This is a genomic window from Rhizobium sp. 2MFCol3.1 (assembly GCF_000377565.1).
GTDB lineage: Bacteria > Pseudomonadota > Alphaproteobacteria > Rhizobiales > Rhizobiaceae > Rhizobium.
In genome coordinates this window covers 222109-246769 of record NZ_KB898356.1, presented here as the reverse complement: position 1 = coordinate 246769, position 24661 = coordinate 222109, and the positions used below count along the sequence as shown (strand labels likewise).

Here is a 24661-nt window from a genome sequence, read left to right as displayed (position 1 = left end):
ATTACACAAATCAATATAAATCTAAAGTTTCATTTCTGAGTTTCTCATGACGTCTATTGTCACGAATATATCCGCGAATAATGCGCTCCAGACGCTTCGTTCGATAAACTCCAACCTTGGCGAGACCCAGAAGCAAATCTCGACGGGCCTGCGGGTCGAAAAGGCCGCCGATAACGCCGCCTATTGGTCGATCGCCACGACGATGCGCTCGGACAACAAGTCCATTTCGGCAGTACAGGACGCGCTGGGAATGAGCGGCGCCATTCTGGACACGACCTACGAGGCAATCGCCTCCTCGATCGATGTGATGTCGGAGATGAAGGCGAAGCTGGTTACGGCTTTCGAGGCTGGCGTCGACAAGACGAAGGTCAACGAAGAGATCACGCAGCTGAAGGGTCAGTTGACCACGACGCTCGGCGCCGCATCGTTCAACGGCCAGAACTGGCTCTCCTGGAACAGCGGCGTCGATTCCGCCGACAAGCAGATCGTCACTTCCTTCATCAGAAACAACGACGGCACGGTCAAGCTTGGTACAGTGACCTACGAGATCAACACGCCGCCGCCCCAGACCGATACCGACGTCCAGTACTTCGTGGACAATGGCGGATCCGGCGAATACGGGATTCTGTCGACCGAAGCTTTCGCCATACAGGCGGGCTCGGCCAAGAACTACGTGGTCCTCAAGGGCGCCACCGCGCCGCCGACAGCGACCGAGCTCACGATCGACAACTCGACGACCTCGGCGGAACTCGATGACATGCTTTCGACGCTCGAAGGCATGACCAAGCAGATGACGAAGGTCGCCTCCGACATCGGCTCGCTCAGCCGGACCGTGGACCAGCAGAACGACTTCGCCTCGAAGCTCAGCGATTCGATCGACAGCGGCATTGGCCGCCTCGTGGACGCCGACATGGAAGAGCAATCCTCAAGGCTCTCGGCGCTGCAGACACAGCAGCAGCTGGCCATTCAATCGCTCTCGATCGCCAACTCCTCGCCACGCAACATCCTCAGCCTGTTCCAAGGCTAAAAAGCCACGCCGCAGCCCGTTTGAACTTGCAACGGCACTCGCTCACACGCGGGTGCTGTTCGACGCATTTCGCACGTCTGGTATGGGCTGAGGCAGAGACTTGATCGAGGGGAGAAAGAGTGGTGCCCAGACGCGGATTTGAACCACGGACACGCGGATTTTCAATCCGCTGCTCTACCAACTGAGCTATCTGGGCATTCCTGCTTCGGCGCATCTCTCGTTTCCGAGAGCTGCAGGGGCTTGGTTTTCCCCGGAAGCGAGCGGGGTTATAACATCTTGTTCGGCCATGGCAAGCGCCAAATGAGAGTTTTTTGACAGGCCTGTGAATTTTCCGAATTATTGAACAAATTGAACGGCTTCCCGAGCGGGAAACGCGATCAGTTCTCGTCGGGGTACTCAGCCTTCGTCTCATCTTCGGCAACGGGAATGGCGTAGGAGCCGGTCAGCCAGCGCGAAAGATCGACTTCGCGGCAACGGTTCGAGCAGAAAGGATAGTGCTCGCGCTGCGAGGGCGTGCCGCACTCCGGGCACGAATGCGCCTTGCGCAGCGGTTCGATCTTGGCGCTCTGTCTGGTTTCATCGGGCATGGTAATTCCTTCGGGTTTTCGGCCCGCCGGCTTCAAGCCTCGGGCCACCGGCTATGGACGTCGAAGCCCTCGCCGGTCAGAAGCAAAATGGTCTCGTACAGCGGCAAGCCGACGACGTTGGTGTAGGAGCCGACCATCTTCTGCACGAAGGTGCCGGCCAGCCCCTGGATGCCGTAGGCACCCGCCTTGCCGCGCCACTGGCCTGAGGCCAGATAGTTTTCGACCTCGAAACCGGACAAACGCTTGAAGCGCACCTTGGTTTCCACGATCTTCTGGCGGATCTTGCGATCGGGCGTCACCAGGCAGACGCCGGTATAGACCCAGTGGCTGCGGCCGGAGAGCAGGTAGAGCGAGGCCGAGGCCTCGTCTGCGAACTCGGCCTTGCCGAGAATGCGGCGGCCGACGGCGACGACGGTATCGGCGGCCAGGATGTAGCTGCCCTTCCAGGTCATGTCGCCCTTGATGGCGGCGAGCGCTGCTTCGGCCTTTTCGGTCGACAGGCGACGCGCCAGCGAGCGCGGATGCTCCGACTTCTTCGGCGTCTCGTCGATATCCATCGGCATCAGGCGCGAGGGCTCGATCCCTGCCTGGTTGAGCAGGTCAACGCGGCGGGGGGAACCCGAAGCCAGAATGAGCTTGTATTTGAGCGCCATGGAACCTCGACTACCGGGCAGACGGAAGCGAAAGCCCTAGGGCTTTCGGATCAAGCTTACTTGAAGCGGTAGGTGATACGGCCCTTGGTCAGGTCGTATGGCGTCATTTCCACAAGAACCTTGTCGCCGGCGAGAACGCGGATACGGTTCTTGCGCATGCGGCCGGCCGTGTGGGCGATGATCTCGTGCTCGTTTTCGAGCTTCACGCGGAACGTCGCATTCGGCAGAAGTTCGGTGACGATACCCGGGAACTCGAGGACTTCTTCTTTAGGCATATAGGTGTTTTCTTCCTGTCGGTTGAGATGGCGGCATTGGCCAAGATTGGGGCCGCCTCAAAATTTGGGCGGAAACTACACAATCAACGGGGGTTTGTGAACCAAATTGATCGCGTTTCCTTTATTTGTTTCATGCGGACTGCGCGGCGATACCACTTCGGTCTAATAGACGGTTCTGGATAAGCTCGGCGAGATGATTGCGCACCTCGCGATAGCTCTCCAGAATCTGCTCCCGCGTGCCTTGCGCAACTGTTGGATCCATGGTCGGCCAGTAGACCACCTCGACGGCGCTCGCACGTGTCAGTTCCAGCGCTGCATGGTGGGCTTGCGGCGAGAGCGTGATGATCACATCGAAATAATCGTCTTCGAGATCTTCCAGCGTGTGCGGCAGATGCCGACCAAGCGACAGGCCGATTTCATCAAGCACCACATCGACAAAGGAATCGCGTTCGCCGGCGCGAACGCCGGCAGATCTTATATAGGTATTTGATGGCAGCAAACTACGGGCAATCGCCTCGGCGATCGGCGAGCGGATGGCGTTCATGCCGCACATGAACAAGATCGCGCCCGGCCTGATGCTTGCGCTTGTCGGTTCGAGCTCGCTCATCCCGGTCATCCGCGCCAGTAGAGAACGCAGACCAGCGTGAACAGGCGACGCGCGGTGTCGAAATCCACCTCGATCTTGCCGTCCAACCGGTTCTGCAGCGTCTGCGAACCTTCGTTATGGATACCGCGCCGCCCCATGTCGATTGCCTCGATGCGGCTTGGAGAGGCGGAACGGATCGCCTCGTAATAGCTCTCGCAGATCATGAAGTAGTCCTTCACGATGCGGCGGAACGGGGTCAGCGACAGGATGTGCGTGGCGACCGCCTCGCCGCCTTCCGTCGTGATGGCAAAGACCAGCTTGGTATCAACAAGCGAGATATTCAGCCGGTACGGGCCGCCGGCGTGGCCGACGGGCGTAAATGTGTTTTCCTCGATGAGATCGAAGATGGCGACGGCGCGCTCGTGCTCGACATCGGGCGTCGATCGGCCGATGGTGTCGTCCAGGACGACGTCGCAAAGCCGGAAGTCGCCCGCAGCCATCGCTTACCGTTCCAGGTTGAGGCGGATCGCAACCGACCGCGCGTGGGCGTCGAGGCCTTCCGATACGGCAAGCGCGATAGCAGCAGGACCCAGCGTGCGCAGCTGTTCCGACCCGAGGCGCAGGATCGATGTGCGCTTGACGAAATCCAGAACCGAGAGACCGGACGAGAAGCGCGCGGAGCGGGCGGTCGGCAGCACGTGGTTGGAGCCGCCGACATAATCGCCGATCACTTCTGGCGTATGCGCACCGATGAAAATGGCGCCGGCATTGCGGATCTTGTCGACCAGCGCATCGGGATCGGCGACGGCGATTTCCAGATGTTCGGCGGCGATGCGGTTTGCGAGCGGAATGGCGTCGTTGATCTCCTTGACCAGGATGACGGCACCGAAATCGCGCCAGCTGGCTGCCGCCGTCTCCGCGCGGTTCAGCGTCTTCAGCTGGCGTTCGACGGCTGCCTCTACCGCCTTGCCGAAGGCCGCGTCGTCGGTGATCAGGATCGACTGGGCGCTGACATCATGCTCGGCCTGGGCGAGCAGATCGGCTGCGATCCAATCCGGATTGTTGTCCTTGTCGGCGATGACGAGGACTTCCGACGGACCGGCAATCATGTCGATGCCGACAGTGCCGAAGACGTGGCGCTTGGCGGCGGCGACATAGGCATTGCCGGGGCCGGTAATCTTGTCGACCGGCGCGATGGTTTCAGTGCCATAGGCGAGCGCCGCTACGGCCTGGGCGCCGCCGATCCGATAGATCTCGGTCACGCCGGCAAGCTTGGCGGCGGCGAGCACGGCGGGGTTGACCTGGCCGCCCGTTGCAGGAACGACGATGACGACGCGATCGACCCCGGCGACCTTGGCCGGAATAGCGTTCATCAGCACCGAGCTCGGATAGCTCGCCGTGCCGCCCGGAACATAAAGGCCGACTGCCTCGATCGCCGTCCAGCGCGAGCCGAGCGTCACGCCCATGGCGTCTTCGTAGATATCGTCCTTGGGGAGCTGGCGGGCGTGGTGGGATTCGATGCGGACGGCGGCGACTTTGAGCGCGCCCAGCACTTCGGCGGGAACGGCCTCGACGGCCGCGTCGATTTCCGCTTCGGTGACGCGCATCGGCGTCTCTGCGAAATCGATGCCCTCGAACTTCCGCGAATATTCCGCCAGAGCCGCATCACCGCGGGCGCGGACATCATCGATGATGGCGCGAACGGTGGTGTTCACGTCCTCGGACATTTCGCGCTTGGTCGTCAGAAACGCCGCGAAACGCTGCCCGAAATCGTCCGATGCCTGATCCAACCAGATTGCCACGCGTCAATTCCTCTCGGTATGCTTCGATAAATGCGTATTCAGGCGCCGGGATGGCGCGGCTTGGAAGCGGTTTCCCATGCGCCGCCAATATCCGCAAGCTGAACCTCGATGCATTCGACATCGAGCGCGATGGTGGCGCCAGCGGCCAGATCGATCTGCACGGTGCCCTCAGGCCCCTCGCCTTTCTGCTCGAAGCGGATGGCGAGCAACGACAGGACGTCCTCGCGGTTCTTCTGGTTGATGCCGACGGAGCGGACGGCCAGCACGCGCTTGAAGACGATGGCCGCGCGGCGGCGCTCGAAGCCCTTGCGCTTGGCGCCGGCTTCTTCCCAGACGAAACGATTGGCGGCAATGGAAAACTGCTGATCGCGCGGCGACCAGGAAAGATCGGCGACCTTGAAGACGCTATCCTGCGTATGCGCGGAGACGACGGCAAGGTCTTCGCTATCCAGCGCAACAAGCTTCAGGTCGGTCATTCAGGCAGCACCCCATTGTTCCTGATATCACCGGGATGGCGATACCCGGCGCCGCGGAATGGCGGTGCCGTAGGACAAGGGACATAAGGCGCTATGGCCCATTGCGCAACGGGGACAAAGGGCGAATGACCGCCCTTTGTCTCGTTACGTCTACAGTTGCGCTTATTCGCTGACGCGTTCGACGATCGCACCGCAGCGCGTGAGCTTTTCTTCCAGGCGCTCGAAGCCGCGATCGAGGTGATAGACGCGCGACACCATGGTCTCGCCTTCAGCCGCAAGACCGGCGATGACGAGGGACACGGAAGCGCGCAGATCGGTCGCCATGACAGGCGCACCCTTCAGGCGCGGCACGCCTTCGATCTTCGCCGTCTGGCCCGACAGCGAGATCTTGGCGCCGAGGCGGGCAAGTTCCTGCACGTGCATGAAGCGGTTTTCGAAGATGGTCTCGGTGACATGCGACACGCCGGTCGAGCGGGTCATCAGCGCCATGAACTGCGCCTGCAGGTCGGTCGGGAAGCCCGGGAACGGATCGGTGACGATATCGACCGGGCGGATGCCGGCGCCATTGCGGCGGATGCGCATGCCGTTGTTGGTGGCGGAGATCTCAGCGCCGGCGCGGCGCAGCGTCTCGAGCGCGGTGTCGAGCAGCGCCACATCGGTGTTTTCAAGCACGACATCGCCGCCTGCCATGGCAACCGCCATGGCGTAGGTGCCGGTCTCGATACGATCCGGCAGAACGCGGTGGCGGGCGCCCGACAGCGAGGTGACGCCTTCGATGGTGATGGTCGAGGTGCCGGCGCCAGTGATCTTGGCGCCCATGGCGATCAGGCAGTTGGCGAGGTCGACGACCTCAGGTTCGCGGGCGGCGTTACCGATGACGGTGGTGCCGCGGGCAAGCGTGGCCGCCATCATCATGACGTGGGTCGCGCCGACGGAGACCTTCGGGAAGGTGTACTTGGCACCGATCAGGCCACCCTTGGGGGCGGTGGCGTTGACATAGCCGCTGTCGATATCGAGCGTCGCGCCGAGCGCCGTCAGGCCGTCGAGGAAGAGATCGACCGGGCGCGTGCCGATGGCGCAACCGCCGGGCAGCGAAACACGGCACTGGCCTTCACGCGCCAGAAGCGGGCCGATGACCCAGAAGGAGGCGCGCATCTTCGAGACCAGCTCGTAAGGCGCGGTCGTGTCAACGATGGTGCGGCAGGTGAAGTGGATCGTGCGCGAGTAGCTGTCTTCCTGGCGCTCGCGGCGGCCATTGACCGAAACGTCGACGCCGTGGTTGCCGAGGATGCGCAGCAGCTGCTCGACATCGGCCAGGTGCGGCACGTTTTCGAGCGTCAGCGTATCGCTGGTCAAAAGCGAGGCGATCATCAGCGGCAGGGCGGCATTCTTGGCGCCGGAAATGGGAATGATGCCGTTAAGCTCATTACCGCCGACAATTCTGATACGATCCATAAGCGCTTACGGGCCACGCCCGCCTTTCTGAAACTCTGTCTTTTAAAAGGATGCGGGTCTTTAGACGAAATCCGCGAAGGCTTCAATTCGAAGCGGACGGAACATTACGATTCGTCCATTTTTGCGGCAGGCAGTCCATTTGTCTCGTCGGCCTGGCCGGAACGGCGCGCACGCGTCTGCTGTTTGCGGCGGGAAAGATTTTCCCGCAATTTTTCCGCGGCCCGATCGCGGCGCAATTTCGCCTGCTGTTCGATCGCGTCTTTGCGGCCCTTGCGGGCATTTTCAGTGTCTTCGGTCATGTTTCATGGCTTACCCGAATTCGCGGCAATCCAAAAGTGGCGACGTGAAACTGACATAAGTTTGAAATTGCGTCTTGCGCTCGTCCCGAAGCTGTGGCAATAGCCGCCCCGTTCACGCAACGCAGCCGCTTCGGTTGCCAGCGTCTGGTCCTCGCTGCCGTAGCTCAGTGGTAGAGCACACCCTTGGTAAGGGTGAGGTCGGTGGTTCAATCCCACTCGGCAGCACCAGTTTTCTTAAATAAAATCAAACAGAAAACTGCGGATCGCAAGACAGCATCGCTGCGAGAAACCGCTTCAAACACCAGAACATACCGCGAATTGCACAGATAATCCGTGCAGTACATCCTCTTATCGTTCCTTAGATCTCTGGGAGTTGACGAACGGAAGTGAAGTTCTGCACTCGGAAGACAGAGCTTAGCCCCGGGATGAGTATCAACTCAAGGCGACAAGGTGGCGACCGCAGTCGATGCGTGGCTCGTTGAGCACGCTGTCGACGTGAGAAATGTGATAATAGTCGCTCTATCATTTCAATTTGATCTGGCGGTTCATGACTACGAACGAAATCATCACCTTATGTCTTTCGGGCGCGTCCTTTATCGTATCAGCATTTGTTGCTGGATGGGCCGTATACCGCGATGTGATTCAGAAGCCAAAGTTTCGCGTTTATATTTCGGTAAAAAACATCTTCATGCCAGACGGGAAAACAATCATCGGGCCCGACATTTTCGTTGAGGCAACTAACCTCGGACCCATTCCCAACCGGGTAATAGGCACCTATGCACGACCCGGCTGGTTTGCCCGGAAGCGTGGAAAGCTGTCCGCGTACATCCACCCCGACTATGCACATCTCGCCCACAATGTGCCCAAAGATCGCATTGAGGTCGGAAACGGAGCAACGTTTGTCTTCCCACTCACGTCGACGTTCCTTGATGGGGACTTCAGACAAGTCGGCGTATCGGATGGATTTGGGCGCACTCACTGGGCCAGTCGTAAGATCCTGGCCGAAGCTGCAAAGCAGGTGAAGGAATCTAGATCCAAGAGGGAGGTTGAGTAACGATCGCCTACAGGGTAGCGGCGTCTTCGTTAAAACAGATCGGCATCGTACGTTTGACTAACGCATGCTTACGTGTGCTCAGCAAAAAGGGCCGAACAAGCCGGCCCCTTTTTGATTGCGGATGTTTATCCACCTTAGTTGTCGTACTCGCGGCAGGCATCGCTGATCGAGGCGCCGCTTTCGCCGCCGCGGGTGTCTACGCCCGAGTTGGCGCGGGGCATGGATGGGCAGTCGAGCGTCTTCGGCTGAGCCGTGATCGACTGGGTGGTCGTCGGGTCGACGGGCGTGACTGTTACGGGATGGGTGCCGTTGTCGCTGCTCGTGTAATCGCTGGAAAATGTTCCGGCGCTTGAGCCGGTCGAGCCGCCATTGGTGGGGCCGATCGAATCGGGGTTGGATTGCGCGAAGGCCGATGTGGCCAGGCCCGCGGCAAAAATGGCCGCCGTGATGACAGACGTTCGCATGGGAATTTCCTCTTCCTCGTCGGTTTTCACTATCGGGTTACGTGTGGACAACCCGGCCACAACGGGTTTGTTCCGCGATTTGCCGCAATCGTGAATTGTGGCCACGCTTTCCGCTGCGACATTCGGCATCAGATATCCCGGTTTGCGAAAAAGCGGCCGACTGGTTAAGACGTGGCGCTAACGGCTTCGCCGGCCGAGACCACCAGTGAGCCGGGCGACCCGCAGGAGACGACCATGAGCACCGACGACAACGAACAGCAGAACGGCAAGGGCACGAAGGCGATCATTTTGATCGCCATGGTTCTGGCTGCCATCACCGCCGTTTTCGGTGCGCTCGCCGTCTATAAAGCCGTGTTCGTCTACACCATCGCACCATAAGGCTCGGCCCTCCTCCGGGATGACCCGGACATGAACACGCCTCTCAGCTCACATTCATGCTGCGCTTATTATTCGTATTGAACAAATTCTCGATACGAACGTTTCGTCAACGCTGTTATGAATGGAGACTAGCATGAAGAAGCTTATTATCGCTGCCGCCGTGGCCATCGCATCGCTCAGCGCAACCGCAATGCCATCCTTTGCCGATAGCGTGACGGTGAGAATCGGTCAGCCCGGCTATCACGGGTATCACGATCGCTACCAGCCCCGCCCCTATTACGGCCATTCCAACCGCCATCATCCGGTGCGCTACAATTGCCGCATGAAGACCGTGAAGTATCACAGCCACGGCCGGATCGTGACCAAGACCACCCGCGTCTGCAGCTAAACGCCCACGTTTGCTGATTGTTTCAAGCACTCGGTCACATGGCCGGGTGCTTGTCTTTCATACGTCTTTGGTTCGTTACGCCGAACGCGTATGTCTTTTCCCATTTGCGGGTTTGTGAATTATCGCTAAAATGCTTCCGCACACTGCTTTGCGGGAGGAGCAGGCAGAACGCTGCAGAGTACCTGGCGTGAGCAATGGAGGAGTGCGCAAATGGCAAGCGAAAAGTGGAATGATCCTATCCAGGTCGGCTTCGAAACCACCGGTGCGCGGACGATATCCGGCCCGTTCGACGCGCTGACATGCCTGACCGAACTCTGGCCCAATGTTCGCGGCCTGCGCTACCTGAAGGCACGCAGCACGTGCCGAGCCGCCCTTGACGGCCGCAAGAGCGTGGAAGAAGCGCGCGCGGAGTTCGTCGCAGCGGCCGAAGAAGCAAGGCTTCACGTCCACTAGAAGCACCTGGCGGGCCAGAACGGTCCACAAGTGGCTCGAAATAAAGCAGAGTTGATTTTTGCTTAACCCTTGCCGGAGCTTGTCGGGGGTAGCCGGACGAAGCTGGTTGTCTTGTGCGCGCAACGCTTACTAGAACACTTTCAGCCATCATGATGATGGTCAGAGGCTCGTCACCCTCTGTGTGAAAAGCGCAGGCGGGCCTCGTATATTCCTCTCAAAACAATCAGTTACACAAAGCGGCCGAGCGCCGCCGTGACACGATCGTTAAAGACCGCGTATCAACGCGGCGCGCCTACGGCAGGCTGGTTAATTGAGCATTACCTGATATCAGCACCCGGTATCAGCGCTTGCCACTTCCACATAGCCCACACCGATGATCGTGCCGTCATTGGCGCGAATGAAAGACGGGACGTAGTGCGCGGCGGCGGGAACACAGGCGGTCGCATCGCCATACTGGGCGAGCACGACATCATCGCGCTGCAGCGCCGAATAGTTACTGTCGATCTCGAGCGAAGCGGCGGCCGGCAAGGCAAAGGCGCCAGTCATCAGCGCTAAGGCGGGCATCCCAAGTCGAAGAAAGCGCGTCATGCCATTCTCCCATGTTTGATTATCCCAGTAACGGAACAGCCGTTAGTTTAGTTCCGTGAAACCGCCGCCACTTTCAAATGCGTTAACGTTTTTCTACTTCCATCTTACAGTATTGACCGAAACAGCGCAGCGGCGACAAAAGGAGAGCATCATCGGCGCAGCATTCGGCTCTGCACGTTGCCTTGTCCCACGACGTCCTCGGCGATCATCATGGCGCAAACGATGTCGCCGGCACTGTGCGCAAAGCCCTCGAGCACAGCGTATTGGCCAATCATGGTGACCGTGATCTCGGTGCAATCGAGGTCCGGATCGGCGCTCAGCGCGCTTTCGATCGCGGCCCGCATCGACGACTGGCTGTGGCCTCGTTCGCACTGATCCTCGTGCCCCGTCAAAATCTGGAACAGCTGTACCATCTTCGCCTCCAAGCGAATTGTTCTGCTGCTTAACGCTGCAGCGCCGCATTTCGTTGCAGTGCGGGCGCTATCGTTGGAGTATTTTCGAGAAGAAAATCCAAATACCTCTTGGCGCTTCAAGCGAAGCGAGCCATATCAACAGCATAGACATGTGGGGTGATCGCGATGAAACGCGTGATATCGGCCGTTGCGGCAACATTCGTTATGGCTGGTCTTCTGGCTGGCTGCACCACCAGCGAGACGGCGGAGGTGAAGCCCGTCCCCGGGAGCATCACCTATGGCGGACAGCCGCGCACGAAGCTGACCAAGTCTCCACCGGGCAGCGTCGTCCACAATACGTTCTACGATTCAACCGGAACGAAGCAGCTGGAAACCTATATTCTGCAGCCCGACAGGACGTTGAAGCTCACCCGGCGCGAAGCCATTCCTGATTTCCCGATGTAAGCGTCCTTACAGCGCAAGCGGCGGATCCGCCGGACGCAGAAAACGGTCGATCGCGGCGGGCTCGACCGCTTCGATCGTGGCCGGTGTCCATTTCGGCTTGCGATCCTTGTCGATGACGGCGGCGCGGATACCCTCGTAGAAATCGGGGCTTTGCAGGATGCCCAGACAGGCGCTGAATTCGCGGCGCAGGCACTCGGCCAAGCTGCGGCTCTGCTTGCCCTCATGCAGCAGGCGCAGCGTCAGCGCCAGGCTGGTTGGCGAGCGCAGTTGGATGGCACGCAGCGTTTCCGCCGCGAAATCCGATGGCTCCGCTTTCAACGCCGCGATGATGTCGCCGACCGTGCCGAAGCGGAAGGTGCGTTCGATCAGGCTGCTATTGAGCCGCAGCGGCCCTTTGCCCGGATCGGTTGACAGGTTCTTCAGGACGACATCGACATCGCGCGAGCTTGCGCCACGCGACAGGCCGGCCAATGTATCGACAAGCTCGGGCAACTGGAACGAGGCGACCTGGACATCGGCGAGCCCGGCATGGATCACGTCGGCCGCTCCGACCTCAAGGCCTGTCAGCCCCATCCAGATACCGACCTCGCCGAGGGCGTGCGGCAACAGCCATGTGGCGCCGACATCGGGGAAATAGCCGATCCCCGTTTCGGGCATGGCAAAGCGGGTGCGTTCGGTGACCACGCGGTGGCGGCCATGCGAGGAAAGACCGACGCCGCCCCCCATGGTGATGCCGTCCATCAGCGCCACATAGGGCTTGGGATAGGCGGCAATGCGGTGATTGAGGTGGAACTCCTGGCGCCAGAAATCTTCCGCCAGCGCCGTGCCGGCACGGCCGCTTTCGTGCAGCGCGCGGATATCGCCCCCGGCGCAGAAGCCACGCTCGCCCTCGCCCATGATGATAACCGTCGCCACATCGGCATCGGCCGCGAATTCGGAGAGCGCCGCGTCGATCGAACGGACCATGTCGAGGGTCAGGCTGTTCAGCGCTCTCGGCCTGTTGAGGCGGATGATGCCGGCGGAACCCTGTCGCTCGGCAATAACCTCGCGCTGATCGACTTTGTCGTGCATCCGGGCCTCCTTGCGGCGTAAGCCGCGATCGATGCGGCCGCGCCAAATTGCGATTCCAAGTTCATGCCGTCAGCGAATTGCGCTGCTTGTACACAAACTTATCGCGCTCGGCCGGATAGTCGATGGCTATGATATCAGGAAGATGCTGACGAGCGTTGGCGGTCGCAAGACTGCAACAGTTTTGGCGCTTAGAAGGAGGCGGCGGCGAGCGCGCGGTGCAGGCCCTGCAGATCCTCGACGTTGCGGTTCATAAGAGACAGTTCCCAATCGAGCGCGCTACGCACGATCGTCTCGAGCGAATCGTATCGCGGGGTCCAGCCGAGCACGCGGTTCGCGAGCGTGGCGTCGGCGACGACACTGGCGGAATCGCCCGGGCGACGTGGGGCCATGTGGATCTTGAAGGCGTGGCCGTGCAGGCGCGTCACCATGTTCAGCACGTCGAGCACCGAGTAGCCGGCGCCATAGCCGCAATTGGCAACGAGTGAACCGCGCTCGCCGCGCAGGTGCTGCAGGGCTCTGAGGTGCGCCTCGGCCAGATCGCTCACGTGGATGTAGTCGCGAACGCCGGTGCCGTCATGCGTCGGATAATCGAGGCCGTAGACGCTGACGCTGTCACGGCGGCCAAGGGCTGCCTCGCAGGCAACCTTGATCAGATGCGTCGCGCCCGAGGTCGACTGCCCGGCGCGGCCGAGCGGGTCGGCGCCGGCGACGTTGAAATAGCGCAGGGCCACATAGTTGAAGTCATAAGCGGCGGCGGCATCGCGCAGCATGAACTCGGTCATCAGCTTCGACTGGCCGTAAGGATTTTCCGGGTTCAGCGATGCGTCTTCCTTGACCGGGTCCGACGTCTTCTGCGGACCGTAGACGGCGGCGGTGGAGGAGAAGACGAAATGGCGGATGCCGGCGCTGACCGCAGCGCTCATCAGCGCGCGGGTCTTGCCGGAATTGTTGTCGTAATAGGAGAGCGGATCGGCAACCGAGGCCGGGACGACAGCGGAGCCGGCGAAATGAATGATCGCCTCGATGTCGTTTTCGATGAAGATGGTCTTGAGCAATTCGGCATCGGCGACATCGCCGAGATAGAAGCGCGCTTCCGGCGCCACGGCCCAACGAAAGCCCGTGGAGAGGCGATCGAGCACGACGACCTGCTCGCCCGCATCCAGCAATGTCCAGACCATATGACTGCCGATATAGCCAGCGCCACCCGTCACCAGAATTGCCATGTCCCGCACTCCCGTTTCATCTCACGGGGGCATCTGACCCGGCTTTCCTTTCCGAAATTCGAATAAGCGGCCCCACTGGGGCATCCGCCGGGGCGAAGTTTACCGGTGTGGTTAGGGGCTGATTTGCAGGTTCGCTAGAATTTTATCGATGTGGCCGTTTCGGCCGCATCGAGAGTTCAAACACCCGGTTTGAATCCGGCCCGGGGAGCCAGGAAGCCCTGTTCGACGGCGAGCGCGATCAGCCGTTCGGTAAGGTCTCCGAGCGTGCCCGAAGCGATGGCTATCGGCTCCATGCGCCTGACGACGTCTGGCTCGGTGACGCCGGCCGTATGCCAGGTGCCACCGCCGGTGAAGAAATTGTGGAGCAGCGGCTGGAAGCGGTCCATGGCGTTGGCGAAGCGCGCATCGCTGGTGCGCTTCTCCTCGAACTCATCCCAGAGCGCGCGGAACTCGACAGCCTGATCGGCGGGAAGCAGAGCGAAGATGCGGTCTGCGGCGCGCAGTTCGCGCTCGGCCTGGCTGGTGCGGGCAACCGCGTCATAGGCGAAGGTGTCGCCGGCATCGATTTCGACGATGTCGTGGATCAGCAGCATCTTCAAGACGCGCAGCAGATCGATCGGCTCGCTCGAATGTTCTGCAAGCACCGCCGCCATCAGCGCAATCTGCCAGGTGTGCTCGGCGTCGGTCTCGACGCGCGAGCGATCGAGCAGCGACGTGCGGCGCAGGATCGTCTTCAGCTTCTCGACCTCGAGAATGAAGGCCAGCTGCTCCATAAGGCGTCGATTGCCGAGAAAGCCTTCCAGATGGTCAGCGGTGATCTTTTCGGACATGCGGATGCTCCCGGTTCAGAGCTTCAGGATATAGTCGCAGAGCCTGTCGGCCGCGGTCTGGATCTGGGCGGGATCGCGCAGGAAGCAGGCGCGCATGAAGAGCTCGCCGCCGGGGCCGAAGGCGGTTCCGGGCGCCAGGCCGACGCCGGTCTTGTCGACGATATCGATCGCCGCCTTGCGGCTGTCGGTGACGCCGTCGATCTTCAGGAAGGCATAGAGCGCGCCATCGGGCTTCAGCGTCTGCACCCGGTTGGTCGCAATCAGCGCGTCGCAGAGGATATCGCGCGAGCGCCTTGCCTTGTCGATATTGGCTTGAACGAAGGCATCGCCTTCGTTCAAGGCGGCGACGGCGCCCCGCTGCATGAACTGGGCAACGCCAGAGGTCGAATACTGGATCAGGTTCTCAAGCACCTGCCCCGTCTCCGGCGGCGCCACGACCCAGCCGACGCGCCAGCCGGTCATCGACCAGTTCTTCGAGAAGGAATTGACGAACATGACCTTGTCGCCCGCTTCCATCACATCGAGGAACGAGGCTGCGCGGTCGCCGGGGAAATAGTAGCGGGCGTAGATTTCGTCCGCCATGATCCAGAGACCATGCTTGCGGGCAAGGCCGAGGATGGCGGCGAGATCTTCCCGCGTCGCGGTCCAGCCGGTCGGGTTGGAGGGCGTGTTGATGAAGAGCGCCTTGGTCTTCGGCGTGATCGCGGCGGCGATGCGGTCGAGGTCGACGGCCCATTTGCCGCCTTCGAAGTCGAGCTGCACGCCGACGGAACGGGCGCCGGCGATTTCGAGCGCGGCGGCGATGTTCGGCCAAGCAGGCGTCAAATAGACCAGCTCGTCGCCGGGCGAGGTCATCGCCTGCACCGCGATCTGGATCGCCTGCATGCCGGAGCCGGTGACGAAGAAATGCTCGACGGGAAGGTTTATGCCGAAGTGGCGAGCGTAATAATCGGAGAGCGCCTGGCGCAGTTCGGGGATGCCGCGCTGGTAAGTGTAGAAGGTCTCGCCGGCCGAAAGCGCCGTCATGGCCGCCTGATTGACGAAATCGGGGGTCGGAAGATCGCCTTCGCCAACCCAAAGCGGCAAGAGGCCATCGCGGCCACGGGCATAATTTACGACTTCGACGATCCCGCTTTCAGGCGCCTGGATGGCGCGCGGGCTGAGGCTATTGACGATCGACATGCATCACTCCGGTTTTCGCCTACATAAAACAAATGCGCGGGCGAATCCCATGACAATCGGTGATGGCCGATCGATTTCCGTGATGGGTGAGCCCTGCCTCATCCGGCAGGGCTCTTAAGACATCAGACCGTGGGGCGCTTGGCCAGCAGGTCGCGGATTTCGGTGAGAAGGGCGACGTCGGCCGGCGGCGGCGGTGCATCTTCCGGAGCAACCTTCTTCTGGCGCTCGACCTGCTTCTGCAGCGTGTTCACGCCCTTGACCATCAGGAAGATGATCCAGGCAAGAATCAGGAAGTTGATGAGAACGGTGATGAAGCTGCCGTAAGCGAGAACGGCGCCCTGCGCGCGGGCAGCGGCCAGCGTCGGCGCGTTGACGTTGGACGAGAGGCCAATGAAGTAGTTGGAGAAATCGAAGCCACCGAAGATGGCGCCGACGATCGGCATGATGACGTCGTCGACCAACGATTTGACGATGCCGCCGAACGCACCACCGATGATGACACCGACGGCAAGGTCCATGACGTTGCCGCGAGCAATAAACGCTTTGAACTCGTTGAGCATGCGATCTGTCTCCCTCTGATGCAGTTTGATGGCAGGCTGTTGTTTTTATTAGCTACATCTTCGTTGCGATTATTCAATTACAAATTACGAATTATTCAATTGCTCCACCCGTCTTTGACTTAAGACCTAGACGGCGGGAATTTTCAAAGGCCCCGATTTGCCGTAGGCTTCGAGCTCCGGGAGGACCGGCGCATGGGACGCCGGCGGAGGAGAAATGCTGCCAGGCTGGGTCATACTCGCATCGGCGTTCGGCTACCTGTTCTTGCTGTTTGCCGTGGCAAGCCATGGCGACCGGCAGCGCAGGCGCTTCGGCGCGCCGGACAGCGGACGGCCGGTCGTCTATGCGCTGAGCCTCGCGATCTACTGCACCTCCTGGACCTATTTCGGCGGCGTCGGCCTTGCCTCGCAGCGCGGGCTGGAATTCACCGGCATCTATATCGGCCCGATCCTGGTCTTCACGCTTGGCATGCCGGTGCTGCGGCGGATCATCGATCTCGCCAAGACGGAGAAGCTTACCTCCGTCGCCGACTTCATCTCGGCGCGCTATGGCAAGAACTCGGCGGTGGGGACGATCGTGGCGCTGATCTCGCTTGTTGGCGCCATCCCCTATATCGCGCTGCAGCTGAAATCGGTGTCAAGCACCATGACGGCGATGCTCAATCCGTCGGATTACGGCATCGGCAGCGGCAATCTCTATTTCCTCGACCTGCCGCTCTTGGTGACGCTGGTGCTCGCCTGCTTCGCCATCATGTTCGGCACCCGCCACACGGATGCGACCGAGCATCAGGATGGGTTGATCCTCGCGGTCGCGATGGAATCGGTGGTGAAGCTGTTTGCGTTTCTGACGGCAGGCGTCTGCGTCGTCTGGTTCCTGTTCGACGGGCCGGCCGACCTCTGGCGGAAGGCGGCGGAGAACGAGCTGGTGCTGTCGGCGCTGCATTATCAGACGCCGATCAGCCGCTGGCTGACGCTGACCGTGCTTTCCGCCTTCGCGATCGTCATGCTGCCGCGGCAGTTTCATGTGACCGTGGTCGAGAACCGGACGGCAAAGGAGTTGCGGCTGGCCGGGTTCCTGTTCCCGCTCTACCTCATCGCCATCAATCTCTTCGTATTGCCGATGGCGATCGCGGGCCTGCTGACCTTTGGCGGCAACGGCAATGCCGATCTCTACATGCTGTCGCTGCCGATCGTCGGGCAGATGCCCGTGATGTCGCTGATCACCTTCATCGGCGGTTTTTCGGCGGCGACGGCGATGGTGATCGTCGCCTCGGTGGCGCTGTCGATCATGGTTTCCAACGATATCGTCATGCCGATCTTCCTGCGCCGACGGCTTGCCGGGCGCGGCGGCCAGCGCGACGATTTCGCCAAGACGCTGCTCAACATCCGCCGCAGCGCCATTTTCGCCGTGCTGCTGCTCGGCTATGCCTATTACCGCTCGACTGATAGTACGACGGGCCTAGCCTCGATCGGCCTGCTATCGTTTGCCGCCATCGCGCAGATGGCGCCGTCGCTGCTCGGCGGGCTGATCTGGCGGCGGGCGAATGCGCGCGGCGCGATCCTCGGCCTCTCCTCCGGCTTCGTGATCTGGATCTACCTGCTGTTCCTGCCCTCGCTTGGCGGGCCGGATTATTCGGCGGTGGCCAGCGCCGTGCTGGGCTTCGTCTTTCCCGGCGTCACCGCATTCACCGACAATGCCGACCCGCTCGTGAATGCGACGGTGATGAGCCTGCTCGTCAACACCGGCTTCTTCGTGATCGGCTCGATGACTCGCAATGCCCGGCCGCTCGAGCGCATCCAGGCGGGCATCTTCGTGAAGCGGCAATCGCGCTCGCAATTTGCCACGCGCGGCTGGAAAACGCGGATCAGCGTCGGCGACCTGAAGGCGACGATCTCGCGCTATCTCGGCGAAGAGCGGATGGAGCGGTCGTTCCAGACCTACCAGCAGAACTCCGGCCGCAAGCTGGAAGACGACCAACCGGCCGACATGGCGCTCATCCATTTCACCGAGCAGCTGCTTGGCAGCGCCATCGGCTCGTCTTCGGCGCGGCTGGTGCTGTCGCTCATCCTGCAGAAGGTGGAGGATGCCTCGGCCGACACCGCCTGGCTGCTCGACCAGGCGAGCGAGGCGCTGCAATATAACCAGGACATGCTGCAGACGGCGCTGTCGCAGATGGACCAGGGCATCGCCGTGTTCGACAGCTCGAACCACCTGACGATTTGGAACCGGCGCTTCCGGCAGCTGCTGGATCTGCCGGAGACATCGGGACAGGTCGGGTTTCCGCTTGCCGATATCGTCGCCATCCTCAGCCAGCGCGGCGATATCCCGGTCTCCGAGGTCAGCCAGACGGTCCGGCATTTCCTGACGCTCGACAAGCCCTTCGCGCTGGTGCTCGGGCGCGGGGAACGCATCATCGAAGTGCGCTCCAACGCCATGCCCGACAAGGGGATCGTCGCGACCTTCACCGACATCACCCAGCGCGTGGCCGCCGACCAGGCGCTGAAGCAAGCGAACGAAACGCTGGAGCAGCGCGTGGCCGAGCGTACGGCGGAGCTTACCCGCGTCAACCACGAACTTGGCGAAGCGCGCGCCTCGGCCGACGAGGCGAACCTTGGCAAGACGCGCTTCTTCGCCGCCGCCGGGCACGACATCCTGCAGCCGCTCAACGCGGCCAGGCTCTATTCCTCGGCGCTGGTCGAGCGGATGGGGCAATCGGAGAGCAGCGCCATCGTGCGCAATATCGATTCGGCGCTGGAATCGGTGGAGAGCATTCTGGGCGCCGTGCTCGACATTTCCAGGCTCGATACCGGAGCGATGCGCCCTCGCCTTGCCTCCGTTCCGCTTGCGGATCTATTGGAGCGTATCCAGACCGACTTCGCGCCGATTGCCCGCGAGAAGAGCTTGAAGCTGGTGGTGATGCCGACGTCTCTGCGCGTACGGTCCGACCCCAATCTGCTGCGGCGGCTGGTGCAGAACCTGGTGTCGAACGCGATCAAATATACGCTGACAGGCAAGGTGCTGGTGGGTGCGCGCCGGCGTGGCAACCAGGTTGTCATCCAGGTGATGGATTCGGGCATCGGCATTCCGCCCTCGAAATTCCGCACGGTGTTCAAGGAGTTCGCGCGGCTGGACGAAGGCGCGAAGACCGCATCGGGCCTCGGGCTCGGGCTATCGATCGTCGATCGCATCGCGCGCGTGCTCAGCCACCCGGTGGAGCTGCATTCGACGCATGGCAAGGGCACCGATTTCCGCATCGTCATGCCGCGCGATATCTCGCCGGTCGCCGAAGCGCCGATTACGACCGCGCCCGCCGATCGCTCGGCGCAAAACCTCAAGGGGCTGAAGGTGCTCTGCATCGACAATGAGCCGCATATCCTCGAGGGCATGCAATTGCTGCTGAGCGGCTGGGGTTGCGCTGTGCAATCAGCGGATTCGCTGTCCGGTGTCGCGGCGCTCGACGCGCGAGATGGGGCGCCCGATCTCGTCATCGCCGATTACCATCTCGGCGACGGAACCGGCGTGGCCGCGATCCTCTCCGTGCGCGAGCGCTTCGCAACCTATGTTCCCGGCCTCTGCATCACCGCCGACCGGACGTTGGAGGTGCGCGCCGACGCGGAGCGGCACGGGATCGGCATCCAACACAAGCCGGTGCGCCCGGCCGCGCTGCGCGCCTATATCACCCAGATATCGGCGCAGAAGCGGGCTGCGGCTGCCGAGTAGGCATGGCTGCGAAGACGCCGGTCATGAGGTCGCGTACGCGCTCGATCGAGGGCTGGTCGCCGAAGAGGATGCGGTAGATGATGGGGGCGACGACGCCATCCATGACGGCATCGATATCGGGAAACGCCTCGCCACGGGCATGTGCGCGCTCAGCAATCAACGCGATCTGTTCGCGGGTGAAGGCATCGCACTTGCAGGCGTTGGCGTTGTCCTGGGCCGCCAGCACGTCGCGCATCATGTCGCGGCCGATGCCAGAGGACATTTCCTCGCAATATTGCTCCGTCCATACCTCCAGATCGCCTCGTGCGCTGCCGGTGTCGATCGGCAGCATGTCCGGGCGAAGGCGCTCGACGGCGACATCGGCCAACAATTCCTGCAGTTCACCCCAGCGGCGGTAGATCGTCGATGGCGTGACGCCGGCTTCAGCCGCGATCAGCGGGATGGTGACGTCGGCGCGGTCCATGTTTTTCAGAAGCGCTCGGACGGCGTTGTGGACGGAGGCCTGAACGCGGGCGCTGCGCCCGCCGGGGCGGAGATTTTCTTTTGCTGGCATTGGTTATCCGACCTTTGGCCTCCCGAGCGCGCCATGGTTCAAAAACTTTGAGCGATCCATTAACGCAAATTATTTGCTTTTAGCGCACCCCTGCCCTACATCGGACTAACGCAACGACTTAGCTTTAAGGAGCTTATATATGGCCGTGCCCGGCAAATCCATAGAGACGAAGTCAAACCCCATTCGTTTTCACGCGGTGACGCTCGCAACCTTCTTCGGAGCCTCGGCCGCGCCGACGCCGCTTTACCGAATCTACCAGGAGAACTTCGCCGTCTCTCCCGTGCTGATCACGGTGATCTTCGCGGTCTATGCCTTCGCGCTGCTGCTTGCGCTATTGATCGCTGGCTCGATCTCCGACCATCTCGGCCGCAAGCCGGTGATCTTTTCGGCGCTGGTGCTCGAGATCGTCGCCATGGCGCTGTTTGCCGCCGCCAGCGGGCCGGCGTGGCTGATCGCGGCGCGCATCATGCAGGGGCTGGCGACCGGGATCGCCGGCGCCTCGATCGGCGCCGCCCTCGTCGATGTCGACAAGGCCAAGGGGCAGCTGGTGAACTCGATCGCTCCGCTATCCGGCATGGCGATCGGCGCTTTCGGAACCAGCGCACTGATCCAGTATGGGCCTTTTCCGCTGCATCTCGTCTACGCGATCCTGCTCGTCGCCTTCGTCATCCAGGCCGGCGCGATCTGGGCAACCGGCGAGACCGCATCCACCCGCCCGGGTGTCTGGGCGTCGCTGAAGCCGCGCGTCGCCATCCCGCCGCAGGTGCGGCGGCCGCTGGCGCTCGTCACGCCGATCAACATCGCCAACTGGACGCTCGGCGGCTTCTATCTCTCGCTCGTGCCGTCTCTGGTGGTGAGCACGACCGGCAGCCATGCGCCGCTGACGGGCGGATCGGTGGTGACGGCGCTGATGGCCTCTGGGGCGGTCGCCGTCTATCTGAGGCGCGCCAAATCGGCCAACGGCAACCTCGCCTTCGGGACAATGGCGACCACGCTCGGCGTGCTCACGGTGGTTGCGGGCGTGCACCTTGCCAGCGTGCCGCTGCTGCTTCTAGGCACACTGCTGACCGGCGTCGGCTTCGGCACGAATTTCCTGGGCGCGATGGGCACGATCATGCCGCTTGCCAAGCCGGACGAGCGCGCCGAACTGCTGTCGGCCTTCTATATCCAGAGCTATCTGGCCTTCAGCCTGCCGGCCATTCTCGCCGGGTTCCTGGCGAAGTCGCTCGGCTACCAGCTGACGACGGATATCTATGCGACGGCGATCATTCTCGTCACCTGGATCGGCTTTCTCGGCCTGCGGGCTGATCGCGCCAAGGCCGACCGGATCGCCGCCTGAACCCGAGAAGCGGGCAACAAAAAAGGCCGGGCGAACCCGGCCTTTCGTTCGTCCCGGCGAACCGGAGACGATATATTCGAAACTTAAGCAGCCTGCAGACGGTCTGCGGACATCTTGCCCGAACGCTTGTCGGCAACGAGCTCGTAAGACAGCTTCTGGCCGTCCTTGAGTTCGCGCATGCCGGCGCGCTCAACAGCAGAGATGTGAACGAAAACGTCGGCAGAACCGTCGTCCGGCTGAATGAAGCCGTAGCCCTTGGTTGCGTTGAACCACTTAACAGTACCTGTGCTCATGACGATATCCTTTTATAAATCGTACATAGATGGTGCACACCGAACAAAGCCAGCATGCGATGGAAACCGATTTTGGAGGAAGTTCGCGAGCAACAGCACGAGCGGCCGTAACAAAGTTCATCTAGCAAGATCGATGCGAGGCTTTTACGTGGTAATTGTGTCTCTGGCAAGGCAACTTTAGCGACCGAAGATGCCCGGATCGATGAATTCATCGATGAATTCTGGGGGCGACCGGGCGGGCTTAAAAGCCAGCCCGATCATAAGCATGGAAAGGCCGGTCAGGCCGCGGCCTTTGTGCCGGCATAGGGGTCGAATCGGCCGTAGAACGTCTCGCCCTTTGCCGCCATATCCTTGAGCAGCGCGGTCGGCGCGAAGTGTGGTCCGTAAGAGGCGGCTAACCTCTCGCAGAGCGCCACGAAATTTTTCACGCCCATGCCATCGATGTATGACAGTACGCCGCCGGTGTAGGGCGCAAAGCCGAAGCCGAGGATGGAGCCGACATCGGCCTCACGCGGATCGGTTACGATGCCCTCTTCCATGGTGCGCGCGGCCTCGAGCGCGATGGTGGCGAGGAAGCGCTGTTTCAGCACCTCGACATCGATCTCGTCGGCCTTCTTCTGCGGATAGAAGGTCTTCAGCTCCGGCCAGAGCGACTTCTTCGCGGGCTTGGCCGGATAGTCGTAGAAGCCCTTGCCGTTCTTGCGGCCGCGGCGGTCGAGTTCGTCGACCATCTTGTTGATCAGCGCCAAATGCCTCGGATCGACGGCTGCTTCGCCGAGATCGGCGACGGTCGCCTTCAGGATCTTCTGGCTGAGATCGATCGCCACCTCGTCGTTGAGCGACAGCGGGCCAACCGGCATGCCGGCCATCTTGGCGGCGTTTTCGATCATTGCCGGCGGCACGCCTTCGATCAGCATGTCGTAGGCTTCGTGGATGTAGCGGAAGACGCAGCGGTTGACGAAGAAGCCGCGCGTGTCGTTGACCACGATCGGCGTCTTCCTGATGGCGGCGACGTAGTCCAGTGCTACGGCCAGCGCCTTGTCGCCGGTCTCCTTGCCGAGGATGACTTCTGTCAGCATCATCTTTTCGACCGGCGAGAAGAAGTGCACGCCGATGAAATCGACCGGCCGCTTCGAGTTCTTCGCGAGGCCAGAGATCGGCAGGGTCGAGGTGTTGGAGGCGAAGATCGCGCCTTCGGGCAGCACGGCTTCGACAGCCTCGATCACGGCCTTCTTGACGTCGCGATCCTCGAACACCGCCTCGATGACGAGGTTGACGTCCGCGAGGTCGGCATAATCCGCCGACGGCGTGATGCGCGCCAGAAGCGCCGCGCCCTCGTCCTGCGTCAGGCGGCCCTTACCGACTGAGTCCTTCACTAGGCCCTCGGAGACCGACTTGCCTTTGCTTGCGGCTTCGATGTCGCGATCAACAAGGGTGACGGGAATGCCGGCGGCGGCGGTCACGTAGGCGATCGACGCCCCCATGAAACCGGCGCCGACGACACCCACCTTCTTCAGCTCCGTCTTTGCGATGCCGGCGGGGCGGCGGGCCCCTTTGCCAAGCTCCTGCATGGAGATGAAGAGGGAACGGATCATCGAGAATGCTTCGGTGGTCTGCAGCACCTGCGTGAAATAGCGCTGCTCGATCTTGAGCGCCGTATCGAAGGGAACCTGCAGGCCCTCATAGACGGATTTCAGGATCGCGAGCGCGCCAGGATAGTTGCCCGCGGTTTCGCGGCGCAGGATCGCGGGTGCTGCCGGCCAGAGCTGGGCTGCCGCCGGCGTCCAGATGCCACCGCCGGGGGCCTTGAAGCCCTTTTCATCCCAGGGAGCGATCGGCTTCAGGCCGTCCTTGATCATCTGCTTGGCTGCTGAAATCAGCTGATCCGGCTCGACCACCTGGTGGATCAGGTTCATCGCCTTGGCGCGCGAAGCCGTTAGCGACTGGCCGGTCGTCATCATCTGCAGGGCGGATTGTGCATCCGCCAGACGCGCGACACGCTGCGTGCCGCCGGCGCCCGGGAAGATGCCGACCTTGACCTCGGGAAGCGCGATCTTGACCGACTTGGCATTGGAGGCGACGCGGCCGTGGCAGGCGAGCGACATCTCCAGCGCGCCGCCCATGCAGGTACCATTGATGGCCGAGACCCAGGGTTTGCCACAGGTTTCCAGCTTGCGGAACAGGCCGGTCATGCGACCGACGAGATCGAAGAGTTTTTGCGCGGCGGTCGACGGGTCCTTGACCTTCTCCTCGTTGTAGAAGGTGAACATGGCCTTGATCATCGAGAGATCAGCGCCGCCGGAGAAGCTCGACTTGCCCGAGGTGATGACCACGCCCTTGACGGCGCTATCGGCCACCGTCTGGTCGATGATCGCATTCAGTTCGTCCATCACCTCGGAGGTGAAGACGTTCATCGACTTGCCGGGCATATCCCAGGTGACAAGCGCGATGCCATCGGCGTCGGTCTCGACGGTGAAATTGGTGTAGGTGGTCATGATGGGATTCCTCTTCCCGTGGAATTCTCTGTTGTGCCAGACCGCCCCCTCACCC

At 61.6% G+C, this 24661-nt stretch carries 28 protein-coding genes and 2 tRNA genes; 9 read left to right on the top strand and 21 right to left on the bottom strand.

The window, feature by feature from the left end; all coding sequences use genetic code 11:
- Positions 1-46 precede the first annotated feature (46 nt).
- On the top strand, positions 47-1027 hold the full coding sequence (locus D460_RS0109885) for a flagellin (RefSeq protein WP_018898381.1): 981 nt from the start codon (positions 47-49) through the stop codon (positions 1025-1027).
- Positions 1028-1147: 120 nt separating this feature from the next.
- Here the strand turns inward: D460_RS0109885 and D460_RS0109880 are convergent.
- From D460_RS0109880 to D460_RS0109835, 10 genes are all read right to left on the bottom strand, one after another.
- Positions 1148-1223: transfer RNA gene (locus tag D460_RS0109880), tRNA-Phe, on the bottom strand.
- Positions 1224-1404: 181 nt separating this feature from the next.
- Positions 1405-1614: a DNA gyrase inhibitor YacG gene (yacG, locus tag D460_RS0109875; RefSeq protein WP_018898380.1), complete on the bottom strand. Its 210-nt coding sequence runs from the start codon at positions 1612-1614 to the stop codon at positions 1405-1407.
- Positions 1615-1646: 32 nt separating this feature from the next.
- Complete coding sequence (locus D460_RS0109870) at positions 1647-2267, bottom strand: Maf-like protein (RefSeq protein ID WP_018898379.1); 621 nt, start codon at positions 2265-2267, stop codon at positions 1647-1649.
- Between the two features lie 56 nt (positions 2268-2323).
- Positions 2324-2542 carry a translation initiation factor IF-1 gene (gene infA, locus D460_RS0109865; protein WP_003545338.1) on the bottom strand — a complete coding sequence of 73 codons (219 nt, stop codon included), beginning with the start codon at positions 2540-2542 and terminating at the stop codon, positions 2324-2326.
- 130 nt (positions 2543-2672) lie between these two features.
- On the bottom strand, positions 2673-3149 hold the full coding sequence (locus D460_RS0109860; protein ID WP_018898378.1) for a low molecular weight phosphatase family protein: 477 nt from the start codon (positions 3147-3149) through the stop codon (positions 2673-2675).
- Between the two features lie 5 nt (positions 3150-3154).
- The gene (locus D460_RS0109855; protein WP_018898377.1) at positions 3155-3628 is read right to left on the bottom strand and encodes a UPF0262 family protein; all 474 of its coding nucleotides are present in this window, start codon (positions 3626-3628) and stop codon (positions 3155-3157) included.
- A 3-nt stretch (positions 3629-3631) separates the two neighbouring features.
- The gene (gene hisD / locus D460_RS0109850; protein WP_018898376.1) at positions 3632-4930 is read right to left on the bottom strand and encodes a histidinol dehydrogenase; all 1299 of its coding nucleotides are present in this window, start codon (positions 4928-4930) and stop codon (positions 3632-3634) included.
- 38 nt (positions 4931-4968) lie between these two features.
- On the bottom strand, positions 4969-5406 hold the full coding sequence (locus D460_RS0109845; RefSeq protein ID WP_018898375.1) for a DUF2948 family protein: 438 nt from the start codon (positions 5404-5406) through the stop codon (positions 4969-4971).
- Between the two features lie 162 nt (positions 5407-5568).
- Positions 5569-6861, bottom strand: a complete 1293-nt coding sequence (gene murA, locus D460_RS0109840; protein WP_018898374.1) for a UDP-N-acetylglucosamine 1-carboxyvinyltransferase — start codon at positions 6859-6861, stop codon at positions 5569-5571.
- A gap of 104 nt (positions 6862-6965) precedes the next feature.
- Positions 6966-7160, bottom strand: coding sequence for a hypothetical protein (locus D460_RS0109835; protein ID WP_018898373.1), 195 nt, complete (start codon positions 7158-7160; stop codon positions 6966-6968).
- 153 nt (positions 7161-7313) lie between these two features.
- On the opposite strand from D460_RS0109835, the gene D460_RS0109830 reads away from it, so the two are divergent.
- Together D460_RS0109830 and D460_RS0109825 are read left to right on the top strand one after the other, a co-directional pair.
- Positions 7314-7388, top strand: a tRNA-Thr gene (locus D460_RS0109830).
- A 319-nt stretch (positions 7389-7707) separates the two neighbouring features.
- On the top strand, positions 7708-8214 hold the full coding sequence (locus tag D460_RS0109825) for a hypothetical protein (RefSeq protein WP_026282981.1): 507 nt from the start codon (positions 7708-7710) through the stop codon (positions 8212-8214).
- A 134-nt stretch (positions 8215-8348) separates the two neighbouring features.
- On the opposite strand, the gene D460_RS0109820 is transcribed toward D460_RS0109825, so the two are convergent.
- Entirely contained in the window at positions 8349-8678 is a 330-nt protein-coding gene (locus D460_RS0109820; protein WP_018898371.1) for a hypothetical protein, read from the bottom strand.
- Positions 8679-8912: 234 nt separating this feature from the next.
- Here D460_RS0109820 and D460_RS35900 point away from each other — a divergent pair, with 234 nt between their 5' ends.
- The 3 genes from D460_RS35900 (at position 8913) to D460_RS0109805 (ending at position 9897) form a co-directional block, all read left to right on the top strand.
- Positions 8913-9056: a hypothetical protein gene (locus D460_RS35900; RefSeq protein WP_018898370.1), complete on the top strand. Its 144-nt coding sequence runs from the start codon at positions 8913-8915 to the stop codon at positions 9054-9056.
- A gap of 133 nt (positions 9057-9189) precedes the next feature.
- Positions 9190-9444 (top strand): hypothetical protein, encoded by a 255-nt coding sequence (locus D460_RS0109810; RefSeq protein ID WP_018898369.1) that lies wholly within the window; start codon positions 9190-9192, stop codon positions 9442-9444.
- A gap of 210 nt (positions 9445-9654) precedes the next feature.
- Positions 9655-9897, top strand: a complete 243-nt coding sequence (locus tag D460_RS0109805) for a DUF982 domain-containing protein (protein WP_018898368.1) — start codon at positions 9655-9657, stop codon at positions 9895-9897.
- A gap of 327 nt (positions 9898-10224) precedes the next feature.
- On the opposite strand, the gene D460_RS0109800 is transcribed toward D460_RS0109805, so the two are convergent.
- Together D460_RS0109800 and D460_RS0109795 are read right to left on the bottom strand one after the other, a co-directional pair.
- The gene (locus D460_RS0109800; protein WP_018898367.1) at positions 10225-10485 is read right to left on the bottom strand and encodes a hypothetical protein; all 261 of its coding nucleotides are present in this window, start codon (positions 10483-10485) and stop codon (positions 10225-10227) included.
- Between the two features lie 149 nt (positions 10486-10634).
- Positions 10635-10898 (bottom strand): hypothetical protein, encoded by a 264-nt coding sequence (locus D460_RS0109795; RefSeq protein ID WP_018898366.1) that lies wholly within the window; start codon positions 10896-10898, stop codon positions 10635-10637.
- A 165-nt stretch (positions 10899-11063) separates the two neighbouring features.
- Here D460_RS0109795 and D460_RS0109790 point away from each other — a divergent pair, with 165 nt between their 5' ends.
- Positions 11064-11342, top strand: a complete 279-nt coding sequence (locus D460_RS0109790; protein ID WP_196809328.1) for a hypothetical protein — start codon at positions 11064-11066, stop codon at positions 11340-11342.
- 6 nt (positions 11343-11348) lie between these two features.
- On the opposite strand, the gene D460_RS0109785 is transcribed toward D460_RS0109790, so the two are convergent.
- From D460_RS0109785 to mscL, 5 genes are all read right to left on the bottom strand, one after another.
- The gene (locus D460_RS0109785) at positions 11349-12413 is read right to left on the bottom strand and encodes an enoyl-CoA hydratase/isomerase family protein (protein ID WP_018898364.1); all 1065 of its coding nucleotides are present in this window, start codon (positions 12411-12413) and stop codon (positions 11349-11351) included.
- A 188-nt stretch (positions 12414-12601) separates the two neighbouring features.
- Positions 12602-13636 carry a UDP-glucose 4-epimerase GalE gene (gene galE / locus D460_RS0109780; RefSeq protein ID WP_018898363.1) on the bottom strand — a complete coding sequence of 345 codons (1035 nt, stop codon included), beginning with the start codon at positions 13634-13636 and terminating at the stop codon, positions 12602-12604.
- Between the two features lie 176 nt (positions 13637-13812).
- Positions 13813-14466: an HD domain-containing protein gene (locus D460_RS0109775; protein ID WP_018898362.1), complete on the bottom strand. Its 654-nt coding sequence runs from the start codon at positions 14464-14466 to the stop codon at positions 13813-13815.
- Positions 14467-14481: 15 nt separating this feature from the next.
- A complete protein-coding gene (locus D460_RS0109770; protein WP_018898361.1) occupies positions 14482-15648 on the bottom strand; it encodes a pyridoxal phosphate-dependent aminotransferase in 1167 nt (388 codons plus the stop codon).
- A gap of 122 nt (positions 15649-15770) precedes the next feature.
- Positions 15771-16208, bottom strand: a complete 438-nt coding sequence (gene mscL, locus D460_RS0109765; protein ID WP_018898360.1) for a large conductance mechanosensitive channel protein MscL — start codon at positions 16206-16208, stop codon at positions 15771-15773.
- Between the two features lie 214 nt (positions 16209-16422).
- Between mscL and D460_RS0109760 the strand changes: the two genes are divergently transcribed.
- The gene (locus D460_RS0109760; protein ID WP_018898359.1) at positions 16423-19926 is read left to right on the top strand and encodes a PAS domain-containing hybrid sensor histidine kinase/response regulator; all 3504 of its coding nucleotides are present in this window, start codon (positions 16423-16425) and stop codon (positions 19924-19926) included.
- Here the strand turns inward: D460_RS0109760 and D460_RS0109755 are convergent.
- Positions 19883-20479 (bottom strand): TetR/AcrR family transcriptional regulator, encoded by a 597-nt coding sequence (locus D460_RS0109755; RefSeq protein WP_018898358.1) that lies wholly within the window; start codon positions 20477-20479, stop codon positions 19883-19885. The two genes, D460_RS0109760 and D460_RS0109755, sit on opposite strands and share 44 nt — an antisense overlap.
- Before the next feature lie 139 nt (positions 20480-20618).
- Here D460_RS0109755 and D460_RS0109750 point away from each other — a divergent pair, with 139 nt between their 5' ends.
- Positions 20619-21818, top strand: coding sequence for an MFS transporter (locus D460_RS0109750; protein WP_018898357.1), 1200 nt, complete (start codon positions 20619-20621; stop codon positions 21816-21818).
- Positions 21819-21901: 83 nt separating this feature from the next.
- Here D460_RS0109750 and D460_RS0109745 read toward each other — a convergent pair whose 3' ends face one another.
- Positions 21902-22111 (bottom strand): cold-shock protein, encoded by a 210-nt coding sequence (locus D460_RS0109745; protein WP_018898356.1) that lies wholly within the window; start codon positions 22109-22111, stop codon positions 21902-21904.
- 278 nt (positions 22112-22389) lie between these two features.
- Positions 22390-24606, bottom strand: a complete 2217-nt coding sequence (locus tag D460_RS0109735; protein WP_018898355.1) for a 3-hydroxyacyl-CoA dehydrogenase NAD-binding domain-containing protein — start codon at positions 24604-24606, stop codon at positions 22390-22392.
- Positions 24607-24661: the final 55 nt, after the last annotated feature.

Bases quoted from the DNA above. Each gene is read 5' to 3' on its own strand.
- D460_RS0109885 (WP_018898381.1), top strand. From the start codon at position 47: ATGACGTCTATTGTCACGAATATATCCGCGAATAATGCGCTCCAGACG.
- D460_RS0109745 (WP_018898356.1), bottom strand. From the start codon at position 22,111: ATGAGCACAGGTACTGTTAAGTGGTTCAACGCAACCAAGGGCTACGGC.
- D460_RS0109775 (WP_018898362.1), bottom strand. From the start codon at position 14,466: ATGTCCGAAAAGATCACCGCTGACCATCTGGAAGGCTTTCTCGGCAAT.
- D460_RS0109820 (WP_018898371.1), bottom strand. From the start codon at position 8,678: ATGCGAACGTCTGTCATCACGGCGGCCATTTTTGCCGCGGGCCTGGCC.
- yacG (WP_018898380.1), bottom strand. From the start codon at position 1,614: ATGCCCGATGAAACCAGACAGAGCGCCAAGATCGAACCGCTGCGCAAG.
- D460_RS0109735 (WP_018898355.1), bottom strand. From the start codon at position 24,606: ATGACCACCTACACCAATTTCACCGTCGAGACCGACGCCGATGGCATC.
- D460_RS0109810 (WP_018898369.1), top strand. From the start codon at position 9,190: ATGAAGAAGCTTATTATCGCTGCCGCCGTGGCCATCGCATCGCTCAGC.
- D460_RS0109805 (WP_018898368.1), top strand. From the start codon at position 9,655: ATGGCAAGCGAAAAGTGGAATGATCCTATCCAGGTCGGCTTCGAAACC.
- D460_RS0109800 (WP_018898367.1), bottom strand. From the start codon at position 10,485: ATGACGCGCTTTCTTCGACTTGGGATGCCCGCCTTAGCGCTGATGACT.
- mscL (WP_018898360.1), bottom strand. From the start codon at position 16,208: ATGCTCAACGAGTTCAAAGCGTTTATTGCTCGCGGCAACGTCATGGAC.
- D460_RS0109825 (WP_026282981.1), top strand. From the start codon at position 7,708: ATGACTACGAACGAAATCATCACCTTATGTCTTTCGGGCGCGTCCTTT.
- D460_RS0109770 (WP_018898361.1), bottom strand. From the start codon at position 15,648: ATGTCGATCGTCAATAGCCTCAGCCCGCGCGCCATCCAGGCGCCTGAA.
- D460_RS0109860 (WP_018898378.1), bottom strand. From the start codon at position 3,149: ATGAGCGAGCTCGAACCGACAAGCGCAAGCATCAGGCCGGGCGCGATC.
- galE (WP_018898363.1), bottom strand. From the start codon at position 13,636: ATGGCAATTCTGGTGACGGGTGGCGCTGGCTATATCGGCAGTCATATG.
- D460_RS0109870 (WP_018898379.1), bottom strand. From the start codon at position 2,267: ATGGCGCTCAAATACAAGCTCATTCTGGCTTCGGGTTCCCCCCGCCGC.
- murA (WP_018898374.1), bottom strand. From the start codon at position 6,861: ATGGATCGTATCAGAATTGTCGGCGGTAATGAGCTTAACGGCATCATT.
- D460_RS35900 (WP_018898370.1), top strand. From the start codon at position 8,913: ATGAGCACCGACGACAACGAACAGCAGAACGGCAAGGGCACGAAGGCG.
- D460_RS0109750 (WP_018898357.1), top strand. From the start codon at position 20,619: ATGGCCGTGCCCGGCAAATCCATAGAGACGAAGTCAAACCCCATTCGT.
- D460_RS0109835 (WP_018898373.1), bottom strand. From the start codon at position 7,160: ATGACCGAAGACACTGAAAATGCCCGCAAGGGCCGCAAAGACGCGATC.
- D460_RS0109790 (WP_196809328.1), top strand. From the start codon at position 11,064: ATGAAACGCGTGATATCGGCCGTTGCGGCAACATTCGTTATGGCTGGT.
- D460_RS0109760 (WP_018898359.1), top strand. From the start codon at position 16,423: ATGCTGCCAGGCTGGGTCATACTCGCATCGGCGTTCGGCTACCTGTTC.
- D460_RS0109845 (WP_018898375.1), bottom strand. From the start codon at position 5,406: ATGACCGACCTGAAGCTTGTTGCGCTGGATAGCGAAGACCTTGCCGTC.
- D460_RS0109785 (WP_018898364.1), bottom strand. From the start codon at position 12,413: ATGCACGACAAAGTCGATCAGCGCGAGGTTATTGCCGAGCGACAGGGT.
- D460_RS0109795 (WP_018898366.1), bottom strand. From the start codon at position 10,898: ATGGTACAGCTGTTCCAGATTTTGACGGGGCACGAGGATCAGTGCGAA.
- D460_RS0109855 (WP_018898377.1), bottom strand. From the start codon at position 3,628: ATGGCTGCGGGCGACTTCCGGCTTTGCGACGTCGTCCTGGACGACACC.
- infA (WP_003545338.1), bottom strand. From the start codon at position 2,542: ATGCCTAAAGAAGAAGTCCTCGAGTTCCCGGGTATCGTCACCGAACTT.
- D460_RS0109755 (WP_018898358.1), bottom strand. From the start codon at position 20,479: ATGCCAGCAAAAGAAAATCTCCGCCCCGGCGGGCGCAGCGCCCGCGTT.